This window comes from Nisaea sp., assembly GCF_034670185.1.
Taxonomy (GTDB): Bacteria; Pseudomonadota; Alphaproteobacteria; order Thalassobaculales; family Thalassobaculaceae; genus Nisaea.
The window spans coordinates 712,268-732,711 of sequence record NZ_JAXMNY010000002.1 but is presented as its reverse complement, the minus strand read 5'-3'; the positions used below and the strand labels follow the sequence as shown (position 1 = coordinate 732,711).

19 protein-coding genes are annotated in these 20,444 nt (G+C 62.2%); 13 read left to right on the top strand and 6 right to left on the bottom strand.

The window, feature by feature from the left end:
• Positions 1 to 89: 89 nt before the first annotated feature.
• The 3 genes from VOI22_RS13045 to VOI22_RS13035 all read right to left on the bottom strand — a co-directional run bounded on the left by VOI22_RS13045 (position 90) and on the right by VOI22_RS13035 (position 2,538).
• On the bottom strand, positions 90 to 926 hold the full coding sequence (locus VOI22_RS13045) for a mechanosensitive ion channel family protein (RefSeq protein ID WP_323796899.1): 837 nt from the start codon (positions 924 to 926) through the stop codon (positions 90 to 92).
• A gap of 82 nt (positions 927 to 1,008) precedes the next feature.
• Entirely contained in the window at positions 1,009 to 1,500 is a 492-nt protein-coding gene (locus VOI22_RS13040; protein ID WP_323796898.1) for a GNAT family N-acetyltransferase, read from the bottom strand.
• A gap of 27 nt (positions 1,501 to 1,527) precedes the next feature.
• A complete protein-coding gene (locus VOI22_RS13035; protein ID WP_323796897.1) occupies positions 1,528 to 2,538 on the bottom strand; it encodes an Ldh family oxidoreductase in 1,011 nt (336 codons plus the stop codon).
• Positions 2,539 to 2,750: 212 nt separating this feature from the next.
• On the opposite strand from VOI22_RS13035, the gene VOI22_RS13030 reads away from it, so the two are divergent.
• Positions 2,751 to 4,163 (top strand): amidase, encoded by a 1,413-nt coding sequence (locus VOI22_RS13030; RefSeq protein ID WP_323796896.1) that lies wholly within the window; start codon positions 2,751 to 2,753, stop codon positions 4,161 to 4,163.
• A gap of 81 nt (positions 4,164 to 4,244) precedes the next feature.
• On the top strand, positions 4,245 to 4,799 hold the full coding sequence (locus VOI22_RS13025; RefSeq protein ID WP_323796895.1) for a hypothetical protein: 555 nt from the start codon (positions 4,245 to 4,247) through the stop codon (positions 4,797 to 4,799).
• Positions 4,800 to 4,814: 15 nt separating this feature from the next.
• Here VOI22_RS13025 and VOI22_RS13020 read toward each other — a convergent pair whose 3' ends face one another.
• On the bottom strand, positions 4,815 to 5,588 hold the full coding sequence (locus VOI22_RS13020) for a 2-keto-4-pentenoate hydratase (protein ID WP_323796894.1): 774 nt from the start codon (positions 5,586 to 5,588) through the stop codon (positions 4,815 to 4,817).
• 108 nt (positions 5,589 to 5,696) lie between these two features.
• Between VOI22_RS13020 and VOI22_RS13015 the strand changes: the two genes are divergently transcribed.
• The 11 genes from VOI22_RS13015 to VOI22_RS12965 all read left to right on the top strand — a co-directional run bounded on the left by VOI22_RS13015 (position 5,697) and on the right by VOI22_RS12965 (position 19,418).
• Entirely contained in the window at positions 5,697 to 6,152 is a 456-nt protein-coding gene (locus tag VOI22_RS13015; RefSeq protein ID WP_323796893.1) for a MaoC family dehydratase, read from the top strand.
• 12 nt (positions 6,153 to 6,164) lie between these two features.
• The gene (locus VOI22_RS13010) at positions 6,165 to 7,097 is read left to right on the top strand and encodes a bifunctional riboflavin kinase/FAD synthetase (protein ID WP_323796892.1); all 933 of its coding nucleotides are present in this window, start codon (positions 6,165 to 6,167) and stop codon (positions 7,095 to 7,097) included.
• 40 nt (positions 7,098 to 7,137) lie between these two features.
• Positions 7,138 to 9,945, top strand: a complete 2,808-nt coding sequence (gene ileS / locus VOI22_RS13005) for an isoleucine--tRNA ligase (RefSeq protein ID WP_323796891.1) — start codon at positions 7,138 to 7,140, stop codon at positions 9,943 to 9,945.
• A 4-nt stretch (positions 9,946 to 9,949) separates the two neighbouring features.
• Entirely contained in the window at positions 9,950 to 10,468 is a 519-nt protein-coding gene (lspA, locus tag VOI22_RS13000; RefSeq protein ID WP_323796890.1) for a signal peptidase II, read from the top strand.
• Positions 10,469 to 10,499: 31 nt separating this feature from the next.
• Entirely contained in the window at positions 10,500 to 11,090 is a 591-nt protein-coding gene (locus VOI22_RS12995; RefSeq protein ID WP_323796889.1) for a DUF3035 domain-containing protein, read from the top strand.
• A 183-nt stretch (positions 11,091 to 11,273) separates the two neighbouring features.
• Positions 11,274 to 12,626: a pitrilysin family protein gene (locus tag VOI22_RS12990; protein WP_323796888.1), complete on the top strand. Its 1,353-nt coding sequence runs from the start codon at positions 11,274 to 11,276 to the stop codon at positions 12,624 to 12,626.
• A gap of 7 nt (positions 12,627 to 12,633) precedes the next feature.
• A complete protein-coding gene (locus VOI22_RS12985; protein WP_323796887.1) occupies positions 12,634 to 13,992 on the top strand; it encodes a pitrilysin family protein in 1,359 nt (452 codons plus the stop codon).
• Between the two features lie 109 nt (positions 13,993 to 14,101).
• A complete protein-coding gene (locus VOI22_RS12980; RefSeq protein WP_323796886.1) occupies positions 14,102 to 15,430 on the top strand; it encodes a glucose-6-phosphate isomerase in 1,329 nt (442 codons plus the stop codon).
• Between the two features lie 38 nt (positions 15,431 to 15,468).
• A complete protein-coding gene (gene mutL, locus VOI22_RS12975) occupies positions 15,469 to 17,325 on the top strand; it encodes a DNA mismatch repair endonuclease MutL (protein WP_323797023.1) in 1,857 nt (618 codons plus the stop codon).
• 10 nt (positions 17,326 to 17,335) lie between these two features.
• Complete coding sequence (locus VOI22_RS12970) at positions 17,336 to 17,983, top strand: GNAT family N-acetyltransferase (protein WP_323796885.1); 648 nt, start codon at positions 17,336 to 17,338, stop codon at positions 17,981 to 17,983.
• 76 nt (positions 17,984 to 18,059) lie between these two features.
• A complete protein-coding gene (locus VOI22_RS12965; RefSeq protein WP_323796884.1) occupies positions 18,060 to 19,418 on the top strand; it encodes a S8 family serine peptidase in 1,359 nt (452 codons plus the stop codon).
• A 9-nt stretch (positions 19,419 to 19,427) separates the two neighbouring features.
• Here the strand turns inward: VOI22_RS12965 and VOI22_RS12960 are convergent, their stop codons facing one another.
• Together VOI22_RS12960 and VOI22_RS12955 are read right to left on the bottom strand one after the other, a co-directional pair.
• Entirely contained in the window at positions 19,428 to 19,856 is a 429-nt protein-coding gene (locus VOI22_RS12960; RefSeq protein WP_323796883.1) for an Rrf2 family transcriptional regulator, read from the bottom strand.
• 30 nt (positions 19,857 to 19,886) lie between these two features.
• Entirely contained in the window at positions 19,887 to 20,345 is a 459-nt protein-coding gene (locus VOI22_RS12955; RefSeq protein ID WP_323796882.1) for a group III truncated hemoglobin, read from the bottom strand.
• Between the last annotated feature and the right edge of the window lie 99 nt (positions 20,346 to 20,444).

Below are 20,444 nucleotides of genomic sequence, written 5' to 3'. Positions count from 1 at the left end.
CTGCCAGCTCGCGGACCGAATCCGTTCTTATACAATAGCATAGATCGGGTTGGTTCGCGTATCCCGTTCCTGAGTCGAAGCCTTCAGTCTTACTTTGCGTTGCGCATCTCGATCACGCGCTGCGGGAACGGAATTTCGATTCCGTTGGCGTCGAGAGTTTCCTTCACGGCCTTGTTGAAGGCGAACAGGGTCGCCCAGTAATCCGCTGCATTCACCCAGAACCGGAGGCCGATACTGACCGAGCTGTCGCCCAATGCGCGGACGGTGGCTTCCGGCTTCGGATCGGCCAGAACCCGAGGGTCATCCTCGGCCAGTTTCATCAGGGCGCCGAAGGCAGTGTCGATATTGCTGCTGTATCCGATGCCGACGACGATATCGATGCGCCGGGTGGCGTGCCGGGAGAAATTGCTGACGGCACTGTTGATGATCTGGCTGTTCGGTACAGAAATGTAGACATTGTCAGGCGTTGTCAGCTCCGTGGTGAAGAGCCCGACCTCGGCCACGGTGCCGCCATTGCCGCCTGCAGTCACGTAATCGCCGACCTTGAAGGGCCGCAGGAACAGGATCATGACGCCGGCCGCAACATTGCTGAGCGTGCCTTGCAGGGCGAGGCCAACCGCGAGGCCGGCGGCGCCGAGCACGGCGATGATGCTGGTGGTCTGGACGCCGAAGCGGTTCAGCACCGCGACGACCGTAATGATGACGATAAGATAGCGGACAGTGGAGGAGATCAGCGGTTTGATCGTGCCGTCCATCCAGGCAATCCGCTCGACGGCATTGCGAGTGGCGCGTCCCGCCCAACCCGCGACGATCCAGCCGAATAGGAGGATCAGGATTGCACCTAAAACGTCGAAGCCGTAGGTGGTAAGCATGATCTGGGTTTCATCCCAGAGAACGTTCACTTCACCGGCAACATCAATATCCATGGTAGAATCCTTTGGGCGTTGGAAATTGTCAGTTGAATTGGTCTTCAAAGCGGGGGTGCTGTCAAGTACCGGGGCGGGCGGATCAGTCCGCGGAGGCCGCCAGTTTGTTCAACGCTTCGCCCGACACCGTATAGCGCAGCGAGCTCTCCTCATGCTCAAAGCCGAGGCTGTGATAGGCCTCGCGGGCCGGGTTCCAGTCCAGCACCGTCAGTGATATCCGGCCATGTCCCTCGGCCACCGCATCGGCGGCGACTGCAGCGACGAGCCGCCGGCCCACTCCTTTGCCGCGTGCTGCCTCGGTGACGAAGAGATCGTCGATATAGCAGGCGGACCGGCCGATCCAGGTCGAGTAGTTGGCGGAATAGATCACGCTGCCCAGCAGCGTGCCCGTGCCGTCATCGGCGACAAAAGCCTTGAAGCGCGGCTGGGGGCCAAATCCATCCCGCAGCAAGTCTTCTTCGGAGGCGCGCAACAGGTGGGTTTCCTTCACATAGTCCGCGAGCCCACGCACCATTTCGAACATCTGGTGAACGTCTTCGCGGGTGGCGCGGCGAATGGTGATCGTGTCGGTCATGGTCAGTTCCGATGAGCAGAAAAGAGGTCAGGATGCGCGGGATTTGATGTCGGCAAGCAGATCGTCGGGAATATCGACGCCGTCCTGTGCCGCTGCCTCGCGGAGCTTCAGACGGCGGTCGCCGGGGAGCCGGGCACCATCCTGTGCCAGGATCTCGCCGAACATCTCCTCGGCCCGCTCGCCAAAACTGTCGGCACCGCCGAACGCGGCGGGATCGAAGAGCAGGATCATGTGACCGATGGAGGGCGGGGCACCGGTCGGCTCGAAGAAAGACGTACCCTGATAGCCGAAGTTAGAGCCGGTGAGCGCGCCACAAAGCAGCTCGATCATGAGCGCGAGAGCCGCGCCTTTCGCGCCGGCCCCGGCACCGCCGAGCGGCGCCATGGAGCCGGCAAGGGCCGCTTTTGCGTCGGTCGTCGGATTGCCGGCCGCATCGAATGCCCAGTCGGACGGGATCGGCTCTCCTGCTTTCGCAGCAAGTGTGACCTTGCCGCGGGCGACGGTGGAGACGGACAGGTCGATCACCATCGGCGCTTGGTCGGTGCGCGGCCAGGCGAAAGCAATCGGGTTGGTGCCGTAAAGCGCGCGGGACCCGCCCCAGGGCGCGATGGCGGATGGGGTGTTGGAAAAGGCCAGGGCGACCAGTCCGGCATTTGCCGCGTCTTCGACATGATGGCCGGCGGCGCCGAAATGATGGGAATGGGCGATCCCGATGGCCGCCATGCCAGCTTCATGCGCCGCTTTTATTCCTTCTCTGAGGCCGAGTTCGATGGCCGGGAAAGCAAATCCGATATGGCTGTCGACATTGATGACGCCCGGGCGTGTGCGGTTGATCGTCGGTTTGGCGAAGCCGTCGACTTTTCCGCATTTGGCCTGTTCCGCATAAGGCGGCACGCGGGCGACACCGTGCGAGGAAATGCCGTCCGCCTCTGCCCGGACCAGAGCTTTCGCCACGATCTGCGCCGTATCCGGAGCCACCTTGCTGTTCTCGAAAGCTTTCGCGATCAGGGTCTGCAGCGCGTCGAGCGAAATCTGCATAAGGTATTCTCCGGTACGTTCTTAAAGGAAGCGCAAGGCGTGGCTGAACTTGCGACGGGCCTCGTTTCTTGTCAACGCGACCTTGCCTCATGCCCAGCCGATCCGGATTTGCAACAGACTCTACGCTGGCTTTGGCTTGCAGGCGGACTGGTTTGGAGTACTCTTTCGCTCCCGCCATGCGCTAATCCGCGTCTTCCGTGACTGGAGTTCTTATGTCCGACAATACCCTCATCTGGAAAACCGCGACCGAAATCCGAGACATGCTGGCAAAGGACGAGGTTTCACCGCTTGATCTTTTGGACTCTCTCGAGACCCGGGTTTCGGAGGTCGAGCCGAAGATCAACGCGTTGCCGACCCTCTGTTTCGAGCGAGCCCGCGACGCGGCCAAGGCTCTGATGGAGAAGCCCAAGGACGAGCGCGGCACGCTGATGGGGATACCGGTTGCGATCAAGGACCTGGAAGAGGTGAAGGGGGTCCGCACGACCTACGGCTCGCCGATCTTCGCGAATCATATTCCCGACCACTCCGACCTTGTCGTGCAGACGCTGGAAAAGAATGGCGGTGTCGTTTACGCGAAAGCCAACACACCGGAATTCGGCGCCGGGGGAAACACCTTTAACGAAGTGTTGGGTACCACGCTGAACCCGTGGAACCAGAAGCGCAGCGTTGCCGGATCTTCCGGCGGGTCTGCTGCGGCACTGGCCTCCGGCACAGCCTGGCTGGCTCAAGGCTCGGATACCGGAGGTTCGTTGCGCAATCCGGCCAGTTTCTGTTCCATCGTTGGCCTGCGGCCGAGCCCGGGACGGGTTGCACGCGGCCCGGACGGTCTGCCGTTCTCAAACCTGCCAGTCGCAGGGCCTATGGCGCGGAACGTGACCGACGTGGCCATGATGCTGGACGCCATGTCGGGCGAGCATCCACGGGACCCGATCTCGCTAGCTTCTCCGCTGGAGAGCTTCAGCGATGCGGTCAAGGCTCAGCGGCTGCCGAAGCGGGTCGCTTTCTCGCGGGATCTGGGGTGCACGCCGGTGGACCCGGAAGTTGCGAAGATCTGTGAGGAAGCCGCGCTCCGGTTTGAATCCCTCGGTGTGAAAGTCGAGGAAGCACACCCGGACTTCCATGACGTCCAGGACATCTTCCAGGCCTTGCGCGCGGAAGGTTTTTACATGACGAAGCGGAAGCTCCTGGAAGAGCATCGCGACAAGTTGAAGCCGGAAGTCGTCTGGAACATCGAGAAGGCGCTGGATTACAGCATCGAGGATTTCACCCGCGTTCAGCTTGCACGCGGTGCTTATATCCAGCGGGCCGTGGACTTCTTCGAGACCTACGATCTGCTGCTGTCACCGGCGACCTGCGTCGCGCCTTACCCGGTCGAGCAGCGCTATGTCGCGGAATGCGACGGACATACATTCGACAATTATGTCGAATGGCTGACCATGGCCTATGCGATCACGCTGACGACTTTCCCGGCTCTTTCAATGCCGGCCGGGTTCACGTCGGAGGGGCTCCCGGTTGGCCTTCAGGTCGTGTCAGGTCCGCGCGGCGAAGCAGCTTTGCTCTCGGCCTCCGCTTTGCTTGAGACGGTTCTCGGTCACGCGGCAGCGGTGCCGATTGATCCGATCTGACGCCACTTCGAGGTGAGTCCTGTTCGGAAGGCGGCGGCTGGAGTAGGGTATAAAGGTCCCAGTTCAGCGTGCAGGATGATCGTGACGCCGAAGCCCTGGAAATCCTACATCTCTCCACTGCCGTCGCCGGGCCGTCAGTTTTGCCTGCACGACATCGATGTGCCGGTGGAGCGCTTCGGTGCTCTGGGGTCGTTCGTTCAGGTCTGGCGAGGCAAGTGGCGTGACGGCAAGCTGCCGTCCTGGTCGGATTTCGATTTCTATGATTTCGGCGGCTGGCACGGCTGGATCCATATCGACGAGACCGTTTCGGACTCTCCGTTCGAAATGCGCTGCCGTCTCTGGGGCTCGGAGCTTGTCGACCGCCTCGGGATCGACGAGACCGGCAAGTTGCTGAGTAAATCGCCGGCAATGGTCGAGCGAAATCTGATCCCTTTCTATCAGGATATCCTTTCGATTCCGGCCATTGGCACCAACTCCGGGTTCGTTACCAGCTACGGCCGGGCATCCGAATGGAGTGTGATCAAGCTTCCCTGTCCGGGATATGGCGCCGAGCCGGATGTCATCCTGTCCTGCAGCATGCAGGGCACGGCGCTCGTCTTCCAGCCGGAGGATGTCCTGGAAGGGCGTTCGGATTAGGACGGCGCGCGCCGGTCAGACGATCTCGACCGAGACCTCCCCGAATTTCCCGAACCGTGCTTCCACCCGCTCTCCCCTGTCGCCGAAATGGACACTTGTTGTTGTTCCGGTGCTGACGATGGCTCCGGCAGGCAGGAGCACCCGGTCGGCGAGCCACGCCAGTACGCCGAGTGGTCCGCCATCGACGTTACCGGCGTTGCCTGTCGCGATCTGCTCGCCATCGACATGCAACGTGACTTCGGCATTCATCAGGCTATCGACATCCCAATCCGTGACCGGTGCGCCATGCACCCAGCCGTAGGACGACCCGTTGTCGGCGATCACGAGGGCCGGGCCGGTGCGGGTCCAGTCCGTATGACAGGAGGAGACGATCTCAAGTGCCGGCAGCACCGCGTCCACGGCACCGGCGACGCTTTCGGCCGTGTGCGGTGCGCTTTCCGGTCCGAGCGGTTTGCCGAGCCGCAGCGCGAATTCAGGCTCCAGCACAATGAAGGGATAGTCGCTGCGTGCGATCCGAGCCGGGCTTGCCATCGCGGTGTCCGATAACAGCGCGCCATGAAACGGCCCATCGAGACCAAGCAGGTCGCGCGCGGATTGATTGGTGCAGCCGACTTTACGTCCGATGACCTTGGTGTTCCGGCGGCGCCCGATCTCGCCGAGCACAATATTCTGAACGTTGTAGGCATCGTCGATATCGGTGCTGCCGAACCAGTGTTCGGTCTGCGCGGGCATTTTTCCATCCAGCCGTGCGGCCAGAATGCACTCCCCCAATTTATCCATATCCATCATGTATTTGGTTTCCTCCCGTTTCTTGCGGACATCTAAGCAGTTGAGGGGGGAGTACTCCATGGATATATTCCCGTTGCTGCAGTGCAAAAAAATCTGTCGGGGGGTCTAATGTCACCTGTTGTTTCCCATGCTCCGGAGAAGATCGGACGCTATTTTCTGGAAGATCTGGAGATCGGCATGCGCGCCGAGTTCGAGCGCCAGGTGACCGAGCCGATGGGCGAGGAATTCGCGGAAATCACGGGGGATCGGAACCCTTTGCATTTCGACAAGGATTATGCGCGCGGCACCATTTTTAAGGACCGCATCGCGCACGGGATGATCTCGGCCGGGTTCTTTTCCACGCTGTTTGGCACTGTTATGCCGGGGCAAGGCAGCATTTACCTGAAGCAGAATCTGAAATTCACGGCCCCCGTTCGCTATGGCGATTTGGTGAAGGCCGTCATCGAGGTGGTGAAGATCGAGCCCGAGAAAAGCCGGGTTCTGTTCGCCACGCGTTGCTCGGTGGATGAGCAGTTGGTGATCGACGGGGATGCGCTGATCATGGTACCCAGCCGTCCTCTCTAGGATGGCGGGATCATGCGGATCATACGTAGCCTTGCGGACGTAACAACCGATGACCGGGGCGCAATAGCGGCGGTCGGCAATTTCGATGGTGTCCATCTCGGGCACAAGGCGGTCATCGGACAAGCCCAGCATGCGGCGCAACTCGCCGGTGCGCCTGCGGCCGTCCTGACCTTCGAGCCTCATCCCCGCATGCTGTTCCAGCCGGACGCCCCTGCCTTTCGACTGACGTCCGCCTCCGCGCGCGCGGAGGCTATAGCCGCGCTCGGCACCAATATTCTGTTCGAACTGGGCTTCGACACGGAATTCTCCCATGTTTCGGCAGAGGATTTCATCACCGCCATCCTGCATCGCGGCCTCGGGCTGCGACATGTGGTGATCGGTCACGACTTCTTTTTTGGCCACCGCCGCCGCGGCACGCCGGAGATGCTGCAGGAATATGGTATCCGGCTCGGTTTCGGGGTCAGCGTCATCGATCCGGTGACGGAGCAGGACGGCGCGGTCTATTCTTCCAGCCGGATCCGCCAGTGCCTCAAGGAAGGCGATCCGCGCGGAGCAGCGGCCCTGCTTGGCCGGCCGTGGGAAGTGACGGCGACAGTGATCCGGGGTGACCAGCGCGGTCGCACGATCGGGTTTCCGACGGCGAACCTGCAGCTGGAGGACATCATGCATCCGGCGCATGGCGTTTACGCCGTTCGGGCACGGGACGAGGAGAGCGATCTCTGGTGGTCTGGTGTGGCAAATTTCGGGCGACGGCCGACCGTGAATGACCGGGGGCCATTGCTGGAAGTGAACCTGTTTGACGTCTCACCCGATCTCTATGGGCGAAAACTCCGTGTGCAATTCATTGACTTTATCCGCCCGGAAATGAAATTTAGCGGCCTTGACGAGCTGAAGGCGCAGATCGCGCGCGACGCGGATGCCGCGCGCCAGACACTGTCCGAATAAAAGGCGCGGGCCGAAGAGTGCCCGCCAAGAGAGAAAACCGATGAGCGTGGACTATAAGACGACCGTCTTTCTGCCGAAGACCGACTTCCCGATGCGCGGCAATCTGCCGACCCGCGAGCCGGAAATTCTGGCGCACTGGGAAGAGATCGGCCTTCGGAAGAAACTGCGCGAGAGCCGCGCCGGCGCCGAGAAGTTCATCCTGCATGACGGCCCGCCCTACGCGAACGGCAACCTGCATATGGGCCACGCGCTCAATAAGGTGCTGAAGGACGTCATCAATCGCTCGCAGCAGATGCTCGGCAAGGACGCGAACTACGTGCCGGGCTGGGACTGTCACGGTCTGCCGATCGAGTGGAAGATCGAGGAACAGTATCGCGAGAAGGGTCTCGACAAGGACACTGTGCCGGTCATCGAGTTCCGCAAGGAGTGCCGTGAGTTCGCCCAGAAATGGGTCGATATCCAGACCGAGGAATTCAAGCGGCTCGGCGTCTCCGGAGACTGGGAGAAGCCGTACCTGACGATGACCTTCCCGGCGGAAGCGCAGATCGCCCGCGAGATCGGCAAGTTCATCATGAATGGCGGCCTCTACAAGGGCGCCAAGCCGGTCATGTGGTCGGTGGTTGAGAAGACAGCGCTGGCCGATGCCGAGGTCGAGTATCACGATCATAAATCGACCACGATCCATGTCCGCTTCCCGGTGGTCGAGGCAAAGCACCCGGCCCTCGAAGGGGCAGCGGTCGTCATCTGGACCACCACCCCCTGGACCATGGCCGGCAACCGTGCCGTCGCTGCGGGCGAGGAATTTACCTATGTCGTGATCGAGGTGACCGAGGTCGCCGAGAACAGCCTCGCCAAAGTCGGCGAGAAACTCGTGGTCGGCCTGGATCTGCTCGACTCGGTGAAGAAGGCTGGCAAGATCGAGGCAGTGAAAGAATTGGCGCGCGTCACCGGAGCGGAAATCGCAGGCTCCATCCTGGCGCACCCGTTGCGCGGCCAGGGCTACGATTACGACGTGCCGCTGCTGCTTGCCGATTTCGTGACCACCGAGGCCGGTACGGGCTTCGTGCATGTCGCTCCCGGTCACGGCGCGGATGATTTCGTGCTCGGTCAGGCGAACGGCCTGGAAATTCCGCAGACGGTTGCCGATGATGGCTATTTCTACGGTCACGTTCCGGTCTTCGCCGGCATGCATGTGCTGGAAGACAACCTGAAGATCTCTGCCATCCTGCGCGATGCGGGCGGTCTTCTGGCGCGGGGCAGCATCACCCACTCCTATCCGCATTCCTGGCGCTCTAAAGCGCCGCTGATCTTCCGCAACACGCCGCAATGGTTCATCTCCATGGAGTCGAACGATCTGCGAGACACGGCGCTGAAGGCGATTGACGAGACCCGTTTCGTGCCGAAGGCGGGGCAGACCCGTCTGCGCTCCATGATCGAGCAGCGGCCGGACTGGTGCATCAGCCGTCAACGGACCTGGGGCGTGCCGATCCCGGTTTTCGTCGAGAAGAAGACCGGTGAGATGCTGCGCGACCAGGCTGTGATCGACCGCATCGGGGCTGTTTTCGAAGAAGAAGGCTCTGACGCCTGGTTCACCAGCGAGCCGTCGCGTTTCCTTGGCAACGATTACAACGCGGACGATTACGAGCAGAACAAGGATATCGTCGAGGTCTGGTTCGAGAGCGGCTCGACCCACTCCTTCGTGCTGGAGCAGCGCCCGGACCTGCAATGGCCGGCGGATCTCTATCTCGAAGGCTCCGACCAGCATCGCGGCTGGTTCCATTCCTCGCTGCTGGAAAGCTGCGGGACGCGTGGCCGGGCACCGTACAACGCGGTTCTGACCCACGGCTTCGTGCTGGACGAGAACGGGCGCAAGATGTCCAAGTCTCTCGGCAACATCACTGCCCCGCAGGACGTTATCGGCCAGAGCGGTGCGGATATTCTGCGCCTCTGGGTGGTGAATTCGGACTATTCCGAGGATCTGCGCGTCGGCAAGGAAATCCTGAAGCACCAGGCGGACCAGTATCGCCGGCTGCGGAACACGCTGCGCTATCTGCTCGGCAATCTCGACGGTTTCACCGAGGCCGAACGGCTGCCGGTCGCCGAGATGCCGGAGCTGGAGCGCTGGGTATTGCACCGGCTCTGGGAGCTGGATGCCATGATCCGCGAGAAGATCGAGGCATTCGACTTCCACGCGCTGTTCACCCAGCTGCATAATTTCTGCGCCATCGACCTTTCGGCTTTCTACTTCGATATCCGCAAGGACAGCTTCTATTGCGACCAGCCGGACTCGATCCGCCGCCGGGCCGCGCGCACCGTGCTGGACGAGATCTTCAACCGGCTGACCGCCTGGCTCGCTCCGGTACTCTGCTTCACGGCGGAAGAGGCCTGGACGACGCGTGGGTTGGGGGCGGAGGAATCCGTGCATCTGCGGACCTTCCCGGAAACCCCGGAAAGCTGGCGCGACGATGCGGTTGCGGCACGCTGGGCCGAAATCCGGAACGTCCGTCGCGTCGTTACTGGTGCTCTGGAGCTGGAACGCAACGCCAAGCGTATCGGCTCCTCGCTGCAGGCCGCGCCGCAGGTCTATGTCAGCGCCGCCGCATTGAAGGCGTTCGAGGGACTGGACCCGGCCGAGATTTTCATCACGTCGGATGCCGAGCTGATTGCCGGTGAGGGCCCGGAAGAGGCTTTCCGTCTCGAAGACGTTGAGGGTATCGCGGCGGTTCCGGCTCTTGCTGATGGCGGCAAGTGCGAGCGCTGCTGGAAAGTCCTGCCCGAGGTTGTCGAGCCGCCGGTCTGCAAGCGCTGTGCTGATGCGGTGGGCTCTCTCGAAACCGCGGCTGAATAGTCAGGTGATTTTTAGTCCGAAACGTAACCTCACGGTTGGCGGCTTGTTGGCCCTTGTCGTCGTGCTCGCCGATCAGGTGACCAAGGAGTGGGCGCTGGCGACCCTGTTCCATGACGGAGCCGTGGTCGAGGTGACGCCATTCTTCAATCTGGTCGCGGTCTGGAACCGAGGGGTCAGCTTCGGCCTCTTGGCGAGCGACGATCCGATGACGCCTTACTATCTGTCCGGTTTCGCGATCGCCGTTGTGATCGGGCTTCTGGTCTGGTTGGCGCGGGCACCCAGTCAGTTGCTGCGGATCTCGCTCGGCCTGATCATCGGCGGGGCGATCGGGAATGTGATCGACCGGTTGCGTTATAATGCGGTCGTCGATTTCATCGACTGGCATGCGTTCGGCTATCACTGGCCGGCTTTTAATCTTGCCGATAGCGCGATATCTGTTGGCGTAGTATTTCTGTTGTTTGACAGCTTTCTTGGTGACTCGCAGGGCTCCGATCCCCAGATATCAAAGGGGAATGGAGAATGAGCGGGACAGCCATCGACCGGAGTAGCATGGAATGATCAGGGTCAGTCGGACATTTGGCCTCGCCCTCTGCGCCGTGGTGATCGGCCTGCAGGGATGCAGCGATATTCAGAAAGCGATCGGCAATACGAAACAGGCACCGGACGAGTTCGCGGTGGTTGCGCGGCCGCCGCTCAGCGTGCCGCCGAACTTTGCCCTGCGCCCGCCGACCCCGGGAGAGCCACGGCCGCAGGAACGCGACGTGACGAAGGGGGCCGAACGGCTCGTGCTGGGAAGCGGCACCCAGAGCACGGTTTCCGGAACTGCCGGGAAGGTCCCGTCTTCCGCGGCGAGCACGGCTGTTTCCAGGCAAACGCCGGGCGAGTCCAAGATGCGGCAGTTGCTGAATACCGCGAGTGCCGAGCCGGGCATCCGTCAGACGGTCAATCAGGAAACCGGTACTTTCGTCTATGAAGAAGAATACCTGATCGACAACCTGCTCTTCTGGCGCGAAAAGACGCCGCGCGGCGTTGTTGTCGACGCGCAGGCCGAGCAGAAGCGCTTGCAGGAAAATGCGGCGCTTGGCAACGCACCGACAGCAGGCAATACGCCGACTATCCAGCGCAAGCGTAAGGGGCTGTTCTAGGCGGAACGGCGGACGGGTCGAATTGGGATAAAAAGGCGCGGTGCAGTGAACCGCGCCTTTTCTGTTTTGTTTCCACGTTTGACCGTGATCCGGCGTGGCCGCCTTGTTCCTGCCGTAAATTTTTCCATATCTCGTATTGCCGGATACCCGGGACAGACCGTTACCGGAGGCAGGAGGCTAACAGTGAGATCAAGGATGATCCCGGAACGCATGATGCTGGCACTGGCGGTGCTATGCGTCGTCATGACCGGCGGGACGGTTGACGCGAAAGTCTACGAGCCCGAGAGCGTCACGCTGGCGAACGGAATGCAGGTGGTCGCCATCACCGATCGTCGGGTGCCCGTGGTGACCCATATGGTCTGGTACAAGGTCGGCGGCGCTGACGAGGCGCCGGGCGAGACCGGGCTGGCGCACTTCCTTGAGCATCTTCTCTTCAAGGGTACCGAGAAGGTGCCGTCCGGCCAGTTTTCCCGCACCGTTTCCCGCAATGGCGGGGACGGTAACGCCTTTACCGGATACGACTACACGGCCTATTTCCAGACCATCGCTTCGGACAAGTTGCCGCTGGTGATGGAAATGGAGGCCGACCGCATGGTGAACCTGACGCTCGACCCGGACGAGGTCGCGTCGGAACGCGAGGTGGTGCTGGAAGAGCGTCGTTCCCGGATCGATAACAATCCCGGCTCGTTGTTGAGCGAGCGGACCAACGCGGCGCTGTACCTCAATTATCCCTATCGCCGTCCGCTGATCGGCTGGGCGCATGAGATCAAGGCGCTGACCCGGGAAAATGCGCTGGCTTTCTATCGCAAATGGTATGCGCCGAATAACGCCGTGCTGGTGGTGGCCGGTGACATCACCATGGATGAGCTGAAGCCGCTGGCGGAGAAATATTACGGGGTCATCCCGGCACGTGCCGTACCGGACCGCAAGCGGCCGCTGGAGCCTGAACAGATCAGCGCCCGCCGGATCGAGTTTTCGCATCCGCAGGTAGGCCAGGTCAGCTGGAGCCGTCGCTATCAGGCACCGAGCCGGTTTTACGGTGAGAGCGATCAGGTCATGCCGCTCGACGTGTTGGCGGAGGTGATCGGCGGTGGCGCCACCAGCCGGCTCTACAGGTCACTGGTGATCGACCGGAAGATCGCGCTCTCGGCCGGCACATCCTACAGCGGCAGCAGCATAGGCCCCGGTACGTTCTCCTTCTATGCCGTGCCGACGGAAGGTACGAGTGTCGAGGCGCTTGAAGCAGCCTTCGAGGCGGAACTCGCGGCCATCCTGCGCGACGGTGTCGACGCACGTGAAGTCGCGCGCGCGGTCAAGTCGATGAAGGCCAGCGCAGTCTATGCCCGGGACAGCGTGACGGCCCCGGCCCATGCGGTCGGTCAGGCGCTCGCCATCGGACGGACTATCGAAGAGATCGAGAGCTGGCCGGACCAGGTCGGTGCTGTAACACAGGAGCAGGTCATGCAGGCTGCGCGGGCCATTTTGAATACGCCAGCGCATGTCACCAGCATTCTGCGCCCGAAACCGGCAAGCTGAGGAGAGAATGATGCGAAGCGTTATCGCGCGGGCTTCTGTCCCGTTTCTGATTTTCGCCGCCCTTCTGCTGGTACGGCCGGGCATTGCGGAGGCCATAGAGATCCAGCGTATCGTCAGCCCCGGCGGTATCGAGGCCTGGCTGGTCGAGGATCACAAGAACCCGATCATTACTCTCTCCGCCAGTTTCGAGGGCGGGGCGGCGGCCGATCCGGACGGCAAGGAAGGCTTGGCCGTCTTGACCGCGAGCCTGCTGGATGAAGGGGCCGGTCCCTACGACAGCGATGCCTTCCGCCGCAAGTTGGAAGACATGGTCATCGGTCTCGGTTTCAGTGCCCGCAATGACAGTTTCGGCGCCAGTCTGCAGACCCTGACGGAGAATTCGGACGAGGCCTTCGATCTGCTCCGTCTGGCCATGACCGAGCCACGGTTCGATACTGAGCCGGTGGAACGCATCCGCGCGCAGATTGTCGCCGGGCTGAAGCGTAGCGAGAACCGGCCGCAGGCCATCGCCAGCCGGATCTGGTGGCGGGCGGCCTTCCCGCACCATCCATACGGCCGTCCGTCCGGCGGCACGGTGGAAAGTGTCGGACACGTCACGACGGCGGATATGAAAGCCTTTGCTGGCAGGGTGCTGACACGGGGCAGTTTGAAGATCGGCGTCGTCGGCGATATTGCGCCCGAAAGATTGGGGACGTTGCTGGACAAAACCTTCGGCACGCTGCCTGAAAGTGGCCCCTCGACACCACCCGTGCCGGCGAAACCTGCGGCCATTGGTGAGACCTTCGTGGTCCAGAATCCGGTACCGCAATCGGTCGTCGTGTTTGGTCACCGGGGCATTCCCCGGAACGATCCGGACCGGTTTGCGGCCTCCATCCTGATGGAGATCATGGCTGGCGGATTCGGCTCGCGCCTGACCGAGGAGATTCGCGAGAAACGCGGCCTGACCTATGGCATCTATGCCTACACGCTGCCGCTTGAGGATGCGCAGATGATCATGGGCGGGGTCTCGACCAGGAACGACAAGGTTGCCGAGACGGTGGGCCTGGTCCGCGAGATTTGGGCGGAGATGGCATTGAACGGTCCGACCGAGGAAGAGGTGCGGGATGCCAAGACCTACATCAACGGCTCCTTCCCGATGCGTCTGACCAGTTCCCGACCGATCGCCGGATTGCTGGTTTCGCTACAGCGGGATGGACGGGCCATCGATTATCTCGACGGCCGGGAAGACCGGATCAATGCGGTCACCATGGCGGATCTGAAGCGGGTTGCGAAGCGGCTGTTCCTGGCGGACGAGCTGACATTCTCAGTGGTTGGACAACCGCAAGGCCTGACCGCCACTGCGCCTGCGCCCGAACCGCGTTCCTGATGTCGGAATGCCGGTGGATCTGCCAGCGGAATAAGTGTTGCGATTATATGCTTGTTAGCGTCGTTCCGGTGGTGGTTCCGGCCCGGGGCATCTGCTAGATTCCTGCGTCATGAAGACGTGTCCCCTGGTGGCCGGCCCGCTCCGGCATGATTTTTCCGCGATATTCGAGGATCGGATCGGCGAGGCTGGTCTCTCTGTTGCCGCTCTTGAGGCGCTGATTCCGGCTGCTGGCCGGTCGCTTGAAGGGCTGCGGGAGAAGAAGGCGAGCGGCGCGCTGCCACTGCTCTCTCTTCCCTGGCGGCAGGACGATCTGGAAGAGGGTGCGGTCCTCGCCGCTGAGTTGCGCGGCTGGGCCCAGCATGTGCTGGTGCTTGGCATCGGCGGCTCCAGCCTCGGCGGAGCGACGATCTGCCGTCTGGCGGAGAAGGGAGGGACCTTCTCTCCGGATACGCCGAAGCTGCATTTTCTCGATAATATCGACCCGGCCACCTTCACCTCGATCTTCAAACGCATCGCGCTGGAGGAGACGGCTGTTATCGCCATCTCCAAATCCGGCGGAACGGCGGAGACGTTGTGCCAGACCCTGATCTGTCATGATGCGTTCGTCGCGGCCGGACTCGATCCGGCGAAACATTTCATCACGGTCACCGAGCCCGGTTCGCGCCCGCTACGCCAGTTTGCGGAGACAACAGGGTGCCGCTGCCTTGAGCATGACCCCGATATCGGTGGGCGCTATTCCGGCCTGACCCTGAACGGGTTGCTGCCGGCCATGATCGTCGGGCTCGATGCGGAGGCAATCCGGCGCGGTGCGGCGGCTGTGACCGATGCTGCTCTTGCTCCGGCGGACCCACTGGAAAGCGCTCCGGCCCTCGGTGCGATGGTCAATATCGGCCTCGGTCGGGAGCGCGGCGTTACCCAGACCGTTCTGATGCCCTACAGCGACCGGCTGGACCGGATGGGTGACTGGTTCACGCAGCTCTGGGCAGAGAGCCTTGGCAAGCACGGCAACGGCACGACGCCGATCGGTGCACTTGGCGCGGTCGATCAGCACAGCAGCCTGCAGCTCTTCCTCGACGGTCCGCGCGACAAGCTGGTGACGCTGGTGCAGAGCGCAGTTGCGGGCACAGGTGCCACAGTCGGTGCGAACGCGACGGCACTGATGGGCGACGGGCTGTCCTATCTGGCCGGGCGTACCATGGGCGACCTGTTCGATGCGGAACAGAGGGCGACAGCGGCGACCCTGATCGAAAACAAGCGGCCGACCCGGATCATTCAAACCGATGCCGTCGACGAGGAGACTGTCGGCGCCTTGATGATGCATCTCTTCCTGGAGACCATGGTGGCGGCCGATCTGATCGGCGTCGATGCATTCGACCAGCCAGCCGTCGAGGACGGCAAGGTTCTGGCGCGGCGCTATCTGGCGGAGATGGCCGGTTGAGCGGAAACGCCTCCAGAATTGAGGAAACCGTCGGTCGTATCCGGCGGCTGCCGGACGGGCTGGTCAACCGGATCGCCGCGGGCGAGGTGGTCGAACGCCCCGCCAGTGCCGCCAAGGAGCTGATCGAGAACGCGCTGGATGCCGGGGCAACGCGCGTCGATGTGGTCATGCGCGACGGTGGCCGGACGGCGATCACGGTGACCGATAATGGCATGGGAATGAGCCGGGAGGAGCTGGAAGTCGCGGTCGAGCGGCACGCAACCTCCAAGTTGAAGGGCGAGGATCTCACTCATATCACCAGCCTCGGTTTCAGGGGCGAGGCGCTGCCGTCCATCGGTGCTGTCAGCCGTATGACCATCACCACCCGGGCGGCCTCCGCGGGTCCGGAGGAGAGCGCCTGGAGCCTCTCTGTCGAAGGTGGCAGGGTGTCCCCGCCGGAGCCTGCCGCGCTCGGCCAAGGCACGCGCATCGAGGTCCGGGACCTGTTCTATGCTACGCCCGCCCGCCTCAAGTTTCTGAAAGCGCCGCGCACGGAATACAGCCACGCCGTCGATGTCATCGAACGGCTTGCCATGGCGCATCCCCATGTCGCCTTCTCGCTCGGCGACGGCAGCCGGACGACGATCCGGCTTAACGAAGCGGAAGGCGATCTGTTCCAGGCCCGGTTGGTTCGGCTCGGCGCCGTCATGGGGCGGGATTTCGAGGATAACGCCCTGCCCATCGAGGCGGAGCGTGAGGGCATCCGGTTGTCCGGCTATGCGGGCCTGCCGACCATCAACAAGCGCACCACCAGCCACCAGTTCCTGTTCGTGAACGGCCGGCCGGTGCGGGACAAGCTGCTCTATGGCGCGGTGCGTGGCGCCTATATGGATTTCATCTCGCACGACCGGCATCCGCTGCTAGCCCTGTTCCTTGATGTGCCGCCGGAAGTGGTCGACGTGAACGTGCATCCGGCCAAGACCGAAGTCCGGTTCCGGGAGCCGGGACTGGTGCGCGGGCTGATCGTCGGCGCGCTGAAACATGCGCTTGTCGCGGCGGGTCATCGAGCATCGACCACGGTCGCCAATGCCACGCTCGGCGCGCTCGGCCGGTCCGTTGAAAACCAGATGCCCCAGACAAGTTATGCCTGGCAGCCGCAGAACCGGTCGGGTGGGTACGGGACCACTGTATCGCGCGGCATGGCTGAAGCGGGGATGGCGTATCAGGCGCCGATTGGCCAGCCGCCCGCAGACCAGGGGGGCGGGGGAATGTGGCAGGGCGAGGCACCGCAAGCCCGCGCCGAGGCTCCCACGCCGGAAAGCGCGGCGCTTGAGGCTCATCCGCTCGGTGCGGCCCGTGCCCAGTTGCACGAGAATTACATCGTGGCCCAGACCAGCGAGGGCATGGTGATTGTCGACCAGCATGCGGCCCATGAGCGGCTGGTCTATGAGCGGATGAAAAAGGCGCTGGAGGCGGATGGTATCAAGCGACAGATGCTGCTGATCCCCGAAGTGGTGGATCTGGACGAAGCCTCGGTCGAGCGACTGGCCGCGCGGGCGGAGGAGTTTGCCGAACTGGGCCTTGTGCTGGAGCCGTTTGGCGGCGGTGCGGTTGTGGTTCGCGAAGTGCCGGCGCTGATGGGTGAGGCGGATGTGGCCGGGCTGGTCCGCGATTTGGCCGAAGAGTTGACCGAGTTCGGCGAGGCCATGGCCCTGAAGGACAAGCTGGCGCATATCTGCGGCACCATCGCCTGCCATGGCTCGGTCCGTTCCGGACGCCGGCTGACCGTCGAGGAAATGAATGCGCTGCTGCGCGAGATGGAAGTCACCCCTCATTCCGGCCAGTGCAACCACGGCCGCCCGACCTATGTGGCACTCGGCCTCAACGATATCGAGAAGCTGTTCGGCCGGCGCTGAGGGAGCCTCCGTGATCCGCATCAGGGAATACCGCAAAGCGGACCTTCCGGCGCTCTACAAGATTTCGGTGATGACGGGAGACGTCGGGGGAGATGCGCGGCATCTCTATCGGGACCCTGATCTTATGGGACATATCTATGTCGGGCCCTACGCGGCGCTGGCGCCTGACCTCTGTTTTGTCGCGGAAGACGATCTCGGTCCTGCCGGTTATGTTGTCGGGACCGCCGACACCCGTTCGTTCGAAGCGCAGCTTGAGTGCGAATGGTGGCCGGCCTTGCGTGCTCGCTACCCCGATCCGGGAGCAGTATTGCCGCCGGACTGTGATGCGGACACGAAGCGGGCGCACCGGATGCACCATACGGCGGTGATCCCCGATGCTGTTTTCGCGGAGTGCCCGGGCCACCTTCATATGAACCTGTTGCCACGCCTGCAACGTCAGGGCATCGGAACCAGGCTGCTTGAGCGCTGGTTCGCGGCTGCACGCGAGGCTGGAGCCGTCCGGGTTCATGTTGGCGTCAATCCCGGCAATGCGGGTGGCCTGGCCTTTTGGAAGCGGGCCGGCTTTCGGCAGATCCCGCTTTCGCAGAATGAAGAGACCGCGCGGGCCGTCTGGCTTGGCCGGGTGGTTCCGTCCGCCGGAGATTGCCGGCAGGCGTAAAAACAATTCCATTCATAAATTCACGCAAAAAGTTATATAAAAATAAATCTGCACGCTCATTGCGGGAGGAAACGTCATGTCTGACGATCAGATTCTTCGCCTTGAAATTGTTGTGTTCCCGGATGCGGGACGCCCGTCCATGTTCGCCGACGGTGTCTATCCAAGTGTCGCGACCGTGAATGATTTTGCCGCCAATCCATCGCGGCAGATCGAATGCGCCCGAAAGCTTGGAGTGCGCGATTTTACCATCGACAAGATCGGCCGGTTCAGCATCTCAGCCTCTATCGAGGCGGAGAAATTCAAAGAATTCTTCGAAACCGAATTGGTCGAGGAGGAGCGAGCGGATGACGTGCGCTCTCTTGCCCCGCCGCCCGGCGCTGCGTTCCGAGTTCCGGAAATCGACGGGCTGGAGACGATTATCGAGCGGGCTTATGTGCAGCGGCCGCCACATTATTTCGCGGGCGAGCGAATTTTGCCGCCGGAGAGCGTCCCGCCATTCGGGGATGACAAGTTTCGGCTACGCGTTCCAGATGATGTCGCCCTGCTGATGCAGGCCAGGACTGTGCATCAAAGGGGGATCTTCGGGCGTGGCGTGACTGTGGCCATGCCGGATAACGGCTTTTTCAAACATCCCTATTTCGACGCGCACGGCTACAATTATCTCGCCATCGCGGCTCCGGATGCAATCGACTACGAGACGGATCTATCGGGGCACGGAACGGGGATCTCGGCCAACTTGCTCGCGGTTGCTCCGGGTGTGAATTTCATTGGTATCAAACAGGTGAACAAGACGCTGGGTTTCAAGACCGCCGTCGAGATGGGGCCCGATGTGATTTCCTGCAGTTGGGCAGCCGAACTGGAGGAGAATAGTCCGACACTGCCCAACAATCTGAAGCCGTTCCATCTCACGGTCCTGGATGCGATTGCACGGGGGATCGTGGTCTGCGTCGCGGCCGGTAATGGGGGAGTGAAAGGCTTTCCCGGCAGCATACCCGAGGTGATCAGTGTCGGCGGGGTGTATGTAGACCGGGATCTGAACTATCGGGCCTCGGATCACACCAGCGGGTTTGATTCCACTTGGTTCCCCGGTCGGCAGACCCCGGATCTCTGCGGACTCTGCGGCAGCAAGGCGGAAGAGGACTACATCACCCTGCCGGTGCCCCAGGCCGCTCATGGCGGCAGCGCGGCACGGGACGGCTGGTTCGCCTTCAGCGGTTCCTCCTCCGCGACGCCGATGGTGGCCGGAATCTGCGCTCTGCTGAAGGAAGTCAAACCAGGCCTCTCGCCGCAGGAGATCAAGAACCTGCTTAAATACACGGCCAGGGATATCACTTCGGGCATGAATGCCAATGGCCGCAAAGCGCGACCGGGTCCGGACGGGGCGGTCGGCTATGGGCTCGCTGATGCCGCGCGGGCTGTAGATGCGGTGACCTGAGGCGGCGGATCAGGCCAGCATCAGCTCCAGTGGCGCGTTGTTCTGAACAAGATCGGAGAGGGTGCAGCGGTCGAGTTCCGCAAGGAAAGCCGCGGCGGCGCCGTTCAGCACGCCCTTCAGCCGGCAGGCGGGGGTGATGAGGCATTCACCCCGCTCCGCCTGAAAGCATTCGACCAATGCGAAATCGTTCTCCATGCAGCGGACAATTGCACCGACAGTGATCCGCTCCGATGGTCTCGCCAGCTTCAGGCCGCCGGAGCGTCCGCGGACGGAAATGACGAACCCTTCACGGGCGAGGGTGCTGGCCAGTTTCATCAGGTGATTTTTGGAGATGGAGAAACGGTCCGCGACCTCCTGGATGGTCACCAGCCGGGAGGAGTTCACCGCCAGATGCATCAGCAGGCGCAGGGCATAGTCAGTCTGGGTATTGAGCCGCATGTCGATGCTACTCCGTGTGGATCGGCGCGGTCACGGCTTCGGGCTCCGGGCACGTTGCAGCTCCGGCACACCGAAGATCGCCAGCTTCAGGCTCTCGGCGATGCGCCGGGCGCGTTCCATGAAATAGGGCACCACGCCGGGTGTCGGCGCCGTCTCCTCCAGTGTCTTTTCGAACAGCGTGAGCCAGTGATCGAAATGCCCGGCCTCGATTTCCGTTATGGCGTAATGCACGGGAACCGGTTTGCCGGAATATTGCCCGGTATAAAGCGCGACCGATCCCCAGAAGGCTTTCATCCGGGCGAGATGCGGGTCCCAGCCATCGCCGATCCGCCTCTCGAAGATCGGACCGAGCACCTCATCCGCGCGGATATGGCCGTAGAAGCTGTCGACGAGTGTCGAGATATAGGCCTCGGTAATGCCGATCGCCTCCGCGTCGGCGCGAAGATCTTCCCGTGAGGCCGGTCTGCTGCGGATCGGAATGGAGGTCATGGTCCGAACTCTGATGCTAAAAGATGTATTTAATATGCATCTTAAATGGCAAAGCGCAAGACGTCATGTCTGATACGACCCCCTCAGCTCAGGCGGAAT

Excerpts from the sequence above, each read along its gene's own strand:
- VOI22_RS13045 (WP_323796899.1), bottom strand. The coding sequence starts at position 926 with ATGGATATTGATGTTGCCGGTGAAGTGAACGTTCTCTGGGATGAAACC.
- VOI22_RS13040 (WP_323796898.1), bottom strand. The coding sequence starts at position 1,500 with ATGACCGACACGATCACCATTCGCCGCGCCACCCGCGAAGACGTTCAC.
- VOI22_RS13035 (WP_323796897.1), bottom strand. The coding sequence starts at position 2,538 with ATGCAGATTTCGCTCGACGCGCTGCAGACCCTGATCGCGAAAGCTTTC.
- VOI22_RS13030 (WP_323796896.1), top strand. The coding sequence starts at position 2,751 with ATGTCCGACAATACCCTCATCTGGAAAACCGCGACCGAAATCCGAGAC.
- VOI22_RS13020 (WP_323796894.1), bottom strand. The coding sequence starts at position 5,588 with ATGATGGATATGGATAAATTGGGGGAGTGCATTCTGGCCGCACGGCTG.
- VOI22_RS13015 (WP_323796893.1), top strand. The coding sequence starts at position 5,697 with ATGTCACCTGTTGTTTCCCATGCTCCGGAGAAGATCGGACGCTATTTT.
- VOI22_RS13010 (WP_323796892.1), top strand. The coding sequence starts at position 6,165 with ATGCGGATCATACGTAGCCTTGCGGACGTAACAACCGATGACCGGGGC.
- ileS (WP_323796891.1), top strand. The coding sequence starts at position 7,138 with ATGAGCGTGGACTATAAGACGACCGTCTTTCTGCCGAAGACCGACTTC.
- VOI22_RS12995 (WP_323796889.1), top strand. The coding sequence starts at position 10,500 with ATGATCAGGGTCAGTCGGACATTTGGCCTCGCCCTCTGCGCCGTGGTG.
- VOI22_RS12985 (WP_323796887.1), top strand. The coding sequence starts at position 12,634 with ATGATGCGAAGCGTTATCGCGCGGGCTTCTGTCCCGTTTCTGATTTTC.
- VOI22_RS12980 (WP_323796886.1), top strand. The coding sequence starts at position 14,102 with ATGAAGACGTGTCCCCTGGTGGCCGGCCCGCTCCGGCATGATTTTTCC.
- VOI22_RS12965 (WP_323796884.1), top strand. The coding sequence starts at position 18,060 with ATGTCTGACGATCAGATTCTTCGCCTTGAAATTGTTGTGTTCCCGGAT.
- VOI22_RS12960 (WP_323796883.1), bottom strand. The coding sequence starts at position 19,856 with ATGCGGCTCAATACCCAGACTGACTATGCCCTGCGCCTGCTGATGCAT.
- VOI22_RS12955 (WP_323796882.1), bottom strand. The coding sequence starts at position 20,345 with ATGACCTCCATTCCGATCCGCAGCAGACCGGCCTCACGGGAAGATCTT.